This is a genomic window from Deferribacter desulfuricans SSM1, assembly GCF_000010985.1.
Classification (GTDB): Bacteria; Chrysiogenota; Deferribacteres; order Deferribacterales; family Deferribacteraceae; genus Deferribacter; species Deferribacter desulfuricans.
Genome location: NC_013939.1, coordinates 1,613,389 through 1,625,410 on the forward strand (window position 1 = coordinate 1,613,389; position 12,022 = coordinate 1,625,410).

Annotated in this window: 10 protein-coding genes; 7 read left to right on the top strand and 3 right to left on the bottom strand. The window is 28.6% G+C overall.

Annotated features, from left to right (window positions below):
* The first annotated feature begins 1 nt into the window (after position 1).
* From DEFDS_RS07970 to DEFDS_RS07990, 5 genes are all read left to right on the top strand, one after another.
* Positions 2-1,177: an HlyD family secretion protein gene (locus DEFDS_RS07970; protein ID WP_013008291.1), complete on the top strand. Its 1,176-nt coding sequence runs from the start codon at positions 2-4 to the stop codon at positions 1,175-1,177.
* Positions 1,177-2,955 carry an ATP-binding cassette domain-containing protein gene (locus DEFDS_RS07975; protein WP_013008292.1) on the top strand — a complete coding sequence of 593 codons (1,779 nt, stop codon included), beginning with the start codon at positions 1,177-1,179 and terminating at the stop codon, positions 2,953-2,955. Before DEFDS_RS07970 ends, DEFDS_RS07975 begins: the two co-directional genes overlap by 1 nt.
* Positions 2,930-4,066, top strand: coding sequence for an ABC transporter permease (locus tag DEFDS_RS07980; RefSeq protein WP_153801482.1), 1,137 nt, complete (start codon positions 2,930-2,932; stop codon positions 4,064-4,066). Before DEFDS_RS07975 ends, DEFDS_RS07980 begins: the two co-directional genes overlap by 26 nt.
* Entirely contained in the window at positions 4,063-5,160 is a 1,098-nt protein-coding gene (locus tag DEFDS_RS07985) for an ABC transporter permease (protein ID WP_013008294.1), read from the top strand. The genes DEFDS_RS07980 and DEFDS_RS07985 overlap by 4 nt, the downstream gene beginning before the upstream one ends.
* Before the next feature lie 74 nt (positions 5,161-5,234).
* Positions 5,235-5,678: a hypothetical protein gene (locus tag DEFDS_RS07990; protein WP_013008295.1), complete on the top strand. Its 444-nt coding sequence runs from the start codon at positions 5,235-5,237 to the stop codon at positions 5,676-5,678.
* A 26-nt stretch (positions 5,679-5,704) separates the two neighbouring features.
* Here DEFDS_RS07990 and DEFDS_RS07995 read toward each other — a convergent pair whose 3' ends face one another.
* Together DEFDS_RS07995 and hflX are read right to left on the bottom strand one after the other, a co-directional pair.
* Entirely contained in the window at positions 5,705-6,052 is a 348-nt protein-coding gene (locus DEFDS_RS07995) for a hypothetical protein (protein WP_013008296.1), read from the bottom strand.
* The gene (gene hflX / locus DEFDS_RS08000; protein WP_013008297.1) at positions 6,039-7,769 is read right to left on the bottom strand and encodes a GTPase HflX; all 1,731 of its coding nucleotides are present in this window, start codon (positions 7,767-7,769) and stop codon (positions 6,039-6,041) included. The genes DEFDS_RS07995 and hflX overlap by 14 nt, the downstream gene beginning before the upstream one ends.
* Positions 7,770-8,004: 235 nt before the next feature.
* Between hflX and DEFDS_RS08005 the strand changes: the two genes are divergently transcribed.
* Both DEFDS_RS08005 and DEFDS_RS08010 read left to right on the top strand, forming a co-directional pair.
* A complete protein-coding gene (locus DEFDS_RS08005) occupies positions 8,005-9,228 on the top strand; it encodes a molybdopterin molybdotransferase MoeA (protein WP_013008298.1) in 1,224 nt (407 codons plus the stop codon).
* On the top strand, positions 9,212-9,871 hold the full coding sequence (locus DEFDS_RS08010) for an RluA family pseudouridine synthase (protein ID WP_013008299.1): 660 nt from the start codon (positions 9,212-9,214) through the stop codon (positions 9,869-9,871). The genes DEFDS_RS08005 and DEFDS_RS08010 overlap by 17 nt, the downstream gene beginning before the upstream one ends.
* 33 nt (positions 9,872-9,904) lie before the next feature.
* Here DEFDS_RS08010 and DEFDS_RS08015 read toward each other — a convergent pair whose 3' ends face one another.
* The gene (locus DEFDS_RS08015; RefSeq protein WP_013008300.1) at positions 9,905-11,902 is read right to left on the bottom strand and encodes a HAMP domain-containing methyl-accepting chemotaxis protein; all 1,998 of its coding nucleotides are present in this window, start codon (positions 11,900-11,902) and stop codon (positions 9,905-9,907) included.
* Positions 11,903-12,022 lie beyond the last annotated feature (120 nt).

Below are 12,022 nucleotides of genomic sequence, written 5' to 3' on the forward strand. Positions count from 1 at the left end.
CATGAGAAAAGTAATATTAATAGCAATTTTCATAATTTTATTACTATCTATTGTAAAACTTTTCTTACCCAAAAAACAATCAAATGAAATTTTTGTAAATGGTAGGATAGAAGCTGATATAGTTGATATATCCCCAAAAATCCCCGGAGAAGTGATTAAAGTTTACTTTGATGAAGGGGATTCAGTAAAAAAAGGGGATTTATTGGCTGAAATTGATAGAAGAGAGTTATTGGAAAAATTAAACCAATTAAAATCACAAAAAAATCAAATAACAAATTTAATAAAAGCTAAAACTAAAGAATTACAATCTCTAAAAATAAAGCATGAGCAAACAAATATAAAAAAAGAAAAAGCTGAAAAGGAGCTTTCTATAGCTATTAAAGTGGCTGAAAATAATTTAAATATTGCCAAAGAAAAAATTTCTATTATCGAAAATAAGATTTCTGTAGCCAAACAGCAACTTCAAAAAATAAAAAACGACTTGTCACGATACAAAAAGCTTTACAACGAAGGGGGGATATCAAAATCTAAGTTTGAAGAAATATCCTTAAAATTTGAAGAAATTGACAAACAATATAACACTTTGCTTAAGGAAAAGGATGTAGCCATAAATAATTATGAAAATGCAAAAAAGAATTTAGAAAATACAAAACTGAAAGATAAGGATATATCAATATTAGAAAAAGAGCTAATGAATATAAAAACAGCAATTTCTGCTAAAGAGTATGAACTGGATATAACAAAAAACAGATTAAACGAAATAAACCATATCATTTCACAAACTAAAATAAAATTAGATGATACATTCATAAAATCCCCAATAAATGGGATTATTATGACAAAATCAATTGAAGAAGGGGAAATTGCAACAAATCTCACAACACTTTTTTCAATTTATGACCCAGAAAAAATCTATTTCAAAGGTTATTTCCCAGAAAAATATTTAAGTAAGATAAAAATTGGTGATAAGGCCTCAGTTTTTATAGATGGCCAAGACAAACCCTTTAAGGCAGTTATAAGCTATATCAGCAGTAAAGCAGAATTTACTCCTAAAGAAATTCAATCTAAAGATGAAAGAGTCAAACAAGTCTTTGCTATAAAGGCCTATTTTGAAAATTCAAGTGAATATTTAAAGCCGGGTATGCCTGCTGACCTTATCATTAACTTAGAAAAGTAATGATAGTTAAATTAGAAAACATCTCTAAACACTATAAAAAAACAAATTTTACATTAAACAAAATTAATTTAGAATTAGGAAAAAGTGAGATATTAGGTGTTATCGGTCCAGATGGTGCTGGAAAATCAACTCTTCTAAAAATTATTGCAAACATAACCGATTTTGATGATGGAAATTTAATCGTATTAGGAAACAACATTTCACCAAAAAAAAATTACGACCACCTAAAAGATAAAATCGCCTACATGCCCCAGGGGCTTGGTTTAAATCTTTATCAAAGATTGAGTGTCGAAGAAAATATTAATTTTTTTGCAAACCTTAAAGGGTTAGATACAAAAGAAATAGAAGATAGAAAAAATAAGCTTTTAGAAATTACCGGTTTAAGTAAGTTTAAAGACAGAAAAGCAATTAATTTATCTGGTGGAATGAAACAAAAACTGGGTATTTGTTGCTCGCTAATTCATAAACCAGAATTAATAATATTAGATGAACCCACAATTGGAGTAGATCCTATATCTAGAAGAGAGCTATGGGATCTCTTTATGGAATTTGTTAATATTGAAAATCTTTCAATAATCATATCCACATCATACATGGATGAAGCCGAAAGATGTGATAAGGTACTTTTTTTATTAGATGGAAATACTAATTTTTATGGCAAAATAGACAATTCTCTTTTTGAAAAAGTATACGTTTATGAAGATAATCTACAAAACCTAAAAAATATCGACCATTATTACAAGCAGTATAAAGGTTGCAGGTTAAAAAGAGGCAAAATCCGCTTTGTTTATTTTAATAAAATAAATAAAAAATTAAAAGAACCATATTTTGAAGATGTAATTATGTCAAAACTAAATACAAAATATTTAAATATTTATTTCAAACCATTGGATATTGATGTTCCGTATGATAATATAATTGAATTAAAAGGTATATCAAAGGCATTTGGAGAGTTTTATGCATTGAAAAACATTACTTTCGATGTAAAAAAGGGGGAAATATTTGGACTTTTAGGACCAAATGGTGCTGGAAAAACTACACTTTTAAAAATACTCACTGGTCTTTACAAACAATCCGAAGGTTCTTTTAAAATTTTAGGAAAAGAGAGTATTAAAAATTTAAAAAAGCAGATAGGTTATATGTCTCAAAAATTCTCTTTATACTCTGATTTAACTGTAAAAGAGAATATCGAATACTATTCCAAAATCTATGATGTTAAAAATTTACATCTCTTTGAAGAAATAATAAATACAATTGGTTTAAACACATATCTAAATCATCTTGTAAAAGATTTACCTCTTGGTTTTAAACAGAGACTTGCTTTAATATGTTCAATTATTCATTTACCACCAATAGTTTTTCTGGACGAACCAACATCTGGTGTTGACCCTGTAGAAAGGGATGTTTTTTGGCAACTTATATTCAAACTTGCAGAATCAGGAATTACTTTAATTGTAACAACTCATTATATGAGTGAGGCTGAAAACTGTGACAGAGTAGCTCTTATTTCAAATGGCCAACTCGTCGCCGTAGATAACCCAACCAATTTAAAAAATAAACTAATACATGATGCAGGGTCTGTTTATGAAATAACAGATAAAAATTATTTCGATATCTACAGTAACCTAAAAGTAAACGGATACAACGTTTCGCTTTATGGAAGAAAAATTAGAGTTTTTTCAAAAACTGAAAGTTTTAAACATTTGTTACCTAAAAGTAGTATAGTAAAGGGAAGTGAGCCTTATATGGAGGATGTTTTTGTCTACTACACAAAATAAATTTTTAAAAAAAATAAAAGCTATTTATCTCAAAGAATTAAAAGAGTTAAAAAGAGACAAAATCTCTAGAATCATAGTCTTTGTGGTTCCCTTTGTAATGATGATAATTTTTGGATACGGAATGGCTTTAGATGTAAAACATATCCCTTTTACAGTATTAGATGAAGACAAAACCTCATTAAGTAGAGAATTAATCTATAAGTTTATAAACAATAAAGAGTATTTCAATTTTTATAAATACTCTAATAGTCAAAATGAAATAATAAACTTAATTGACAAAAATATTATTAGATTTGGCTTAGTTATCCCATCAAACTTTACAGAAAGATTGAAAAACCGTAAGACTGCCAAAGTGCAAGTATTAATAGATGGAGTTTTCCCTTACCGTGCTGATGTGATCAAATCTTATGTTACATCCATGATTAACAGTTTCACATTAGAAATAAATAATATAGATTTATCAAGCAACTTAAAAATAAATGTAAGATACTGGTTTAATGAAAATTTAGAAAATATAAAACTCACAACAAGTGGTTTACTAGCGATTATACTATTTATAAATCCTGCTATTTTTGCATCTTTACTTATTGTAAAAGAGAAAGAGTATGGTTCTATATACAATATTTATACATCATCAATTTCAAAATTTGAGTATCTATTTGGTAAACAGCTTTTTGCAGTATCGGTATCCATCATAAATTTTATTGTCGAATTTTTATTAATAAAATATCTTTTTGGTATCCCTTTTAAAGGGAATTTGCCACTGTTTATATTGTCCACCTTTTTGTATATCCTTGTCTCTACCAGTCTTGGATTATTGATGTCAACATTTTTAAAAACACAAGTTTCTGCTATTGTGGGTATATCAGTCATTGCAATTATTCCTGCTTTTTTATATTCAGGTTATTTGGTGCCTGTGAGCTCCATGAGCAAAGAGGCTTTCATTCAAGCACACATTTACCCTACATTTTATTATATGAACATTATAAAAATGAATTATCTAAAAGGGGTTAATATTAACCTTTATACTTTAAATAGTATAATTTTATTAGTTTTTTATATTATACTATTTTCGCTAACATATTTGCTATTTAAAAAGAAAGAACGATGAAGTTTTTATATTTGGTAAAAAAAGAGCTTTTACTATTTGTAAGAAACAAGGGGTTGCTGCTATTTGTTTTGTATCTTTTTACAGGGGATATTTACATAGCAGCAAACGGAATCGACCTAAGTTTAAAACATGCCAAATTTTATACATTAGATTATGATATGAGCTATGAGTCAAGAGATATTGTTTCAAAGTTAGTCCCTCCATGGTTTGATTTTAAAGGTTATATAACTGATTCAAAAGAGATTGAATCTTATTTGATGAGGGATAAAGCTGTTGGGATTATTGTAATACCAGAAGATTTCAGTGAAAAACTAAAAGAAAATAAGCTCGATCTAGCATTTTTTTTAAATGGCGCTGACGCTAGTACTGGTTATCTTTTTGCTGGATATACTGGAAGCATAATTACTGATTATTATTTAGAAAAAGTCAAAAATTACCAAAGAAATTTTTCAAAGATAGATTTACGAAACAGAGTTCTTTACAATCCAAACACAGAGTCAAAATATTTTTTAGGTCTATCAGAACTTTTTTCAGTTATAACGCTACTTGTTTTAATATTACCAGCAGCATCAATTATTAGAGAAAAAGATGAGGGGAACATTGAAATGATTCTCATATCCCCATTAAGCATTAGAAAACTTATAGCAGCAAAACTTGTAGCTATGACAATTATAATACTCTTAGGAACAACAATTAGCGTAAATCTCATATTAAAAACGGTCTTGCACATCCCAGTTAGAGGAAATCAATTACTATTTTTAATATTAACAGCAGGATACATTTTTACAACAATGGGTTTATCACTATTTATAGCATCCATATCATCAAATATGCTTCAAGTTTCACAGTTAGCTATACTCTTTTTATTACCAATACTTTTCCTCTCAGGGTCTTGGACACCATATGAATCTATGCCACTTATTTTTCAAAAGCTTACATACTTGTCTCCACTAAAATACTATTTAGATGCAGGTTATGCCATAATTATAAAAGGTTTAGATTTCAGTTTTGTATGGTTTTACATTCTTATGATGTTTCTAATGGGGTTACCTCTTTTCATTTTCGGAACATTTTTTATCAACAAAAAACTTTAAAATTTTGGATATTTCATTTTTTAAAACAATCATATTGTGCTATAATATTATAAAATTAACCAGGAGAGAGTTGTATGAAAAAATTTATCATTGTTATCATCTTTCTTATCCAAACCACAATCTATAGTTATGCTGATATGAACAGTATGACAGACGCTTTAAGCACATTTATCACATCAGATCTTTTAAGTAGCTATGCAACAATCAACACAGTTGCAGATTTGTATGAGTATGGCCATTATGACAACGATAAAACGCTAAATCTTATCTCCGTTCAAGATGCACTTATAGATCAAAAACAACAATCGATTAAAAAACTTATTGATTCAGATGATTTCGTTGGGGAAGATGTACAATTTGGATATGATCTTATACAAACTTATGGTTTTATGAAACAGGAAATAAAATACTTTTACGATTATATGAAAAACAGAAATGACCAAAACGCTGTAAAAAATTTCCATTATTTTAGAGAAAAAGCTTGGAGCAATATTCAAAGGTTACTCGATTTAAAATAATTTAATCATTAACCCCTTATTTACTATCACTGTTTTTCTATCTGGATTCTATTCTCTTTAATAATGGTCCACCTGTTAGAGAAATTTTTAAGGTAAGTGGTACATTTATTTACAATTATACTGTTTTCCTCAAAATCTTGGATAAACTCCTTAGAAACAACTTTTGCAAAACTACCTTTAGTGTCACAATCCAAAATCTCCATTTTCTTTAAGATTACACTTTTCGAAAATTTTTTCATAAAAATGATATAATCATCTTTTGAAGGATAAAAGTTTTTCATTATGCTTTTATCATCATACATGTCATATATTTTACCAAATTCTTTGTTTTTCAAATGTTCTGCTCTTTTCAATATTAAGCTAACTGGATCCATTTTTTACCTTTTGTCTAAAAAGTATATAAAATATTCTATTTAATAACTCATTAAATGTTTTTCTATTTATTGCAGAGATAAAAATCGCTTTTGGAAATTCATTTTTTAGCTCTTTAAGACTTTCTTCATCCAACAGATCTATTTTGTTAAACACTAATATTTGTTCCACATCTATCAAATTAAGCTCTTCTAATATTTTGTTTACGCTTTCAATCTGTTTTCTAAATTCTGGATTTGAAATATCAACAACATGTAAAAAAAGGTCTGCGTCATACAGCTCATCCAAAGTGGATTTAAATGCGTCTTTTAAATCCTCTGGTAAATCTCTAATAAAACCAACAGTATCAGTGATAATAATCTCTTTTTCTTCAGGAAACCTTAGCCTTTTTGAGCTAGTATCAAGGGTAGCAAACATTAAATTGTCAGCGTAAATACTACTATTAGTTAAACTATTAATCAGGGTTGTTTTGCCGGCATTCGTATACCCTACAATAGATACAGTAGGTATTTCTCTCTGCAATCTTCTTTTTCTTTGGGTATATCTCACCTTCGAAATTTGCTTAAGTTTCCTATTTAAAAACGCAATCCTATCTTTTATCCTTCTTCTGTCTATCTCAAGTTTTGTTTCACCAGGTCCTCTACCACCAATACCACCAGTGAGTCTTGATAAAGAATCATCTTTTACACTCAATCTTGGCATTATATATTTAAGCTGCGCCAATTCAACTTTTAATTTACCTTCATCTGTATGTGCCCTTTTTGCAAATATATCTAAAATTAGCTGTGTTCTATCCATAATTTTTAACTCAACAATTTTGCTTATTTCTTTTGCCTGTGAAGGTTGTAGATTATTATCAAATATTATATAATCTGCTCCAATTTGATATGCTTTAATAGCTAAATCTTTTAGTTTACCAACTCCAAGTAAATATTTTGGATCAACTTTATTCCTAATCTGATAAACTGTATCTAAAACATTGAGTCCAGCACTCCTTGCTAACTCCTTTAATTCTTCAAGAGCCATCTTCGCTTCGGTTTTTGATTTAAACACTCCAGCCAGTATTGCATTGTTTCCACTGCTTACTTGAAATAATGCTGCTGTTTTATCTTCTATTTCTTTTTCCAGTTCTCTAATAAATTCCAAAAAATTAATATTTTGATTATAAACATCTTTTTCATCAAGATAATCATACGTTTTATTTTCTATATTTGGAGGTAATAAATAAATTGTATCCATACTCTTTGGTAAGCCCGCTTCATCTACATAAATTGCAGTCAACGAATCTAATCTTAACATTGCCAAATCTGTAATATCATCATCGTTTATCGGTTCACCATATAAATGGGTGTGGACAAGCCTAAGCCCTCTCAACTTACCAGGAACAAGTCTAAATCTCTTGAGCTCTGGAATAAAAATGGATCTATTGTCGCCAACAATCACATATTGCACTTCATTTTGTCTATCAATTAATAAACCAATTTGTCTGTTAACTTCTTTAGAAAGAGCAGAAACCTGTTTAGCCAACTCCACAGATATGATATTATCTGTCTTAAACCTTTTTCTATCAAGTTTTTCTAATCTCTTTATAAAGGATTGTTTTAAATCTTTTAATTCACCTGTTAAAATATCATCCCTCCTAAACTTTTTAATGATAATTATAGTAGTTACACTCTTTCTTGCAATACAAATAATTGAGGTTGTTGCACAATAGGTCAATTTTTTGATATCAATGTAGTATTGATATTGCTTTCCCCACCATTAGCTTTTAAACTTTGATAGTTATACACACACTGAATGGCAGGGTCGCAATGACCAATTTCCCAGTCATTGCGAGCGTCAGCAAAGCAATCTGAGGTGCTTAACAATTATTATTGTGCAGCACCCTCTAATTATAAATTTTTTGCTTGAGATTGGGATAGATTTTAAATAAACTAAAGAAAATTTAAGAGGTATGAAAATGATAAACCCATTTGATGCGCTTGAATTAATTTTATCAAACGTTAAAGAGGTAGGATATGAATATATCCCTGTTTTCGATGCTTTAAATAGAGTAGGATTTGAAAATGTAAAATCTAAGGTTAACCTCCCTTCTTTTAATAATTCTGCAATGGATGGATATGCCATAAAATTTGAAGCATTGGAAAACTATCCTAACGGCCTTAAAATCATTGGCACTATAAAAGCTGGTGATATGAAAGAATATAATCTCACAGATTCTCAAACATGTTATAAAATTATGACCGGAGCAAAATTACCAGAAGGTGCAGATACTGTTGTAGAATACGAAAAAACAGAAAATCCCGAACCAGATATATGTAAAATTGTTGGTAATGTAAAACCTGGTGCAAATATTAGAAAAATTGGTGAAGATATTAAAGCTGGTGAGATCATTGAGATAAAAGGGAAAAAATTAAAACCTTGGGACATCTCAAGACTTATAAGCTGTGGTTTAACAAATATAAAAGTTTATAGAAAATTAAGAGTTGCTGTATTAGCAACAGGTGATGAATTAATTATGCCAGGGGAACAATTAAAAGAAGGTGTTTATGATAGCAACAGTTTTGCAATCAAAAATCTTTTATTATCAAACAATATAGATGTCAGCTATTTAGGGATATCAAAAGACAATATTGAAGATTTTGAAAAAATATTTGAATCTTTCTCAAACTATGATGCAATAATAAGTAGTGCAGGTATATCATTTGGTGATTACGATGTAGTTACAAACGTTTTTAAAGAAAAAGGTATTGAATGGATTTTTAAAAACGTCAAACAAAAACCAGGGAAGCCTTTTTCTTTTGCACTTTTAAATGACGGTACCCCTTATTTTGCTCTACCTGGTAACCCTGTAAGTTCCTTCTTTTGCACTTTTTTCTATATTCTCCCTGCATTAAGAAAAATGATGGGAGACAATAATTTTAAAAATAAATCTATTTATGCAACATTAGCTGGTGATATGCTCAAAAAAAATAATAGGTTCCACTTCAATAGGGTAACAGTTAAATACAGCAATGAATCATTTATTGCGATCCCATTTAAAACTCAAGACTCTCATATAATATCATCACTCTTTTATGGGAATGCTTTTGCAGTTATCGAAGACGAAAGAACTGGAGTAATAAAAACTGGGGAAAAGGTTAAATGTTATATATACGATTATGACTCAGTCTTCTGAATTTTCAATTGTTTATCAAGATAATGATATTATAGTATTAAATAAATCTCACTCAATACTTGTTATCCCTGATAGATACAATAAAAACATACCCTCAATTAAAAATATACTTCAAAGGGAGTTTAATGAAATTTATGTGGTTCACAGACTAGATTTTGGGACAGGAGGATTAATAGTTTTTGCCAAAAATAGATATAGCCACAAATCGCTTTCTACTCAATTTTCCAAAAATCAAATAGTTAAAAAATATTTATGCATAACAGATGGAGTTATCAAATATCCTTTTACTTCCTTGCTCCCAATATCTAAGAGAAATTATCATGGAAAATACAAAATAAATTTCAAAAGTGGAAGAAAAAGTATTACAACTTTTATCCCTATAAATTACAACAATAAATACTCATTAATTGAAGCTATACCCAAAACGGGTAGATCGCATCAAATTAGAGTGCATTTAAAAGCTTATAAGGCACCATTGTATCAAGATTTTTTATACAATAAGAAAATAGATGATAAAAGATTAACACTTTTTGCTTACTATTTAAGTTTTACTCATCCTACAAAAAATAAAAAAGTGGAATTTAAAATTAAACTAAGCGATTTTATGAATGAAAAATTAAAAGAAACAGGTCTAATCAAATAAGTTGCGGCCACTAACTATGTGGCCGCTCTCAATTTATACCCTAAACCTTTTTGCCAATTCTGATAATTCTTTGTTTATCTCAACAAGTTTATTAGATAAATTAAACACCTCTTGAACTTTATCACTACATTCCATATTAGTATTGTTGATATTATTTAGAGATTCAACAATTGAACTCACAGCCATATTCAATTCTTCTATCATATTTGCTATCGGATTTATCGCATTTATAGATTCTTCTAATCTTTCAATATTATTACTAAAATTAGTACCTACAGATCTTAACTGCTCGATTTTATCTTCCAATGACAAAATACCATCATTAACAGTTAATACTGACTCATCGATTTCATGGTTTATTTTTTTTATCATATCAGAAATATCGTTTACCGACTTTGCTGTCTTTTCTGCTAATTTTCTCACTTCATCAGCAACAACTGCAAAACCTCTCCCCTGCTCACCTGCCCTAGCAGCTTCTATTGCTGCATTTAATGCCAATAAATTAGTCTGATCCGCAATATCTATAATAATACTAATAACATCATTTATTTGCTTACTTGCTTCTTTTAGATTTGATAGAGTAACAGAAGCCTTACCAAGATCCTGTGATATAACATTTACTTCATTAATAGAACTATTTAAATGTTCATTACCTGATAATATATCCTCTCTCACTTCATTTAAATTTGTCAAAGAGTTATTAACATTACTGGCAATTTCAGCCGCACTTTGAGAAAGCTCTTCGGTTGCTGCAACTGTGGAATCTATATTATAACTAACATCTTTAAAAGAACATGACATATTATTCATCTCTTCTTCTAAAGAATCACCAACTTCTTTTAACACATTAATAGCATTAAGAATATTTACAATCATTTCTTTTAATTTGTTTTTCATCTCATTTAGTGAATTGCCCAATGTAGCCAATTCATCCTTATTTTTGACAATAATATCTTCTATATTTAGATCACCCTCTTCAATCTTTTTAGCAACTTTTACAGCATCATTAATAGCTCTACTAATTTTATTAGAAGTAAAAATACCTATCACAACACCTAATATTAATGAAACCACAATTGCTAAAATCAACACATTTGAAGAATTGCCAATCATAGAATCAATAGATTTAAAGGTATTCTTTACATTTTTATTTGAAAATTTAACAAGATTTTCTATCTGAACAGCTAACTTCTCATTTAAGTCATCAACTTTCTTGATAATTTCTCTTAAAGAATTGTCTACGTTAATTTTATGTAAATAACTCTTATATAATATTTTGGCTTGATTTTGTATTTCGGTATTTAAAGAGATAAGTTTTTTTAAATGTTCTAATTTCTTGTTATCATCGATTTTATCAACAACAATACCTTGATACTTGCCACCTTTAATCAAAGTATTGATAGCAGCTACCATTGCTCTCGAATAACTGATCATAGAATCTTTAGCATCTTCTATATCATATTCATCTGTAAAGCTAATGAGTAAAGAGGAATAAATTTTAATCTGTAAAATATCTTCCATTATCTTGCTTAATAACATTAAGGTATTGTGATCTTTTACACCTCTACTAACAATAAAAGTTTCCCCTTTTTGTTGTCTATATAAGCTGTCAATTTTATCAAAAACGGCATTAACCTTATCAACATATTGCAAATACTCTTTTTTTAAGGTTATCAGTTGATTTGAATATTCTGGAATTAGTTTATAATCTTTCTGAATCTTTTTAATATCTTTATGTTTTATAAGTTTTATACTATTTTCAGTATTTTTTAAATATTTTGAGAGCTCTTTTTCATAATTTCCTATCTCACTAACATCGTTTGTAACTTTGATATCTTTCAATAACGAAGAGATTTTTAAAAACTGAGACTGTAAGTCCTTTAATTGAGTTTGTACATTTATTGCATTTTTCACATCTTTCTCAATTCCGTTGGCAATTTTCTTAAAAGAGGTTATTGCAAAAAGTCCTGCAATTAGAAAAAGTGCAGTAATTAATAAATAAGATGCAATTATTTTTGTTTTAATACTCACAACACACCTCCCAGAACAAATAAAAAATCGGCTGTATTTCTTGAAACTTAATAAAAATATCATAAAAAACTATGAAAAAAAAGATTAAATAAACTGAATTAATAAAATTTTTTAATTAAA

Bases quoted from the DNA above. Each gene is read 5' to 3' on its own strand.
- DEFDS_RS07970 (WP_013008291.1), top strand. From the start codon at position 2: ATGAGAAAAGTAATATTAATAGCAATTTTCATAATTTTATTACTATCT.
- DEFDS_RS07975 (WP_013008292.1), top strand. From the start codon at position 1,177: ATGATAGTTAAATTAGAAAACATCTCTAAACACTATAAAAAAACAAAT.
- DEFDS_RS07980 (WP_153801482.1), top strand. From the start codon at position 2,930: ATGTTTTTGTCTACTACACAAAATAAATTTTTAAAAAAAATAAAAGCT.
- DEFDS_RS07985 (WP_013008294.1), top strand. From the start codon at position 4,063: ATGAAGTTTTTATATTTGGTAAAAAAAGAGCTTTTACTATTTGTAAGA.
- DEFDS_RS07990 (WP_013008295.1), top strand. From the start codon at position 5,235: ATGAAAAAATTTATCATTGTTATCATCTTTCTTATCCAAACCACAATC.
- DEFDS_RS07995 (WP_013008296.1), bottom strand. From the start codon at position 6,052: ATGGATCCAGTTAGCTTAATATTGAAAAGAGCAGAACATTTGAAAAAC.
- DEFDS_RS08005 (WP_013008298.1), top strand. From the start codon at position 8,005: ATGAAAATGATAAACCCATTTGATGCGCTTGAATTAATTTTATCAAAC.
- DEFDS_RS08010 (WP_013008299.1), top strand. From the start codon at position 9,212: ATGACTCAGTCTTCTGAATTTTCAATTGTTTATCAAGATAATGATATT.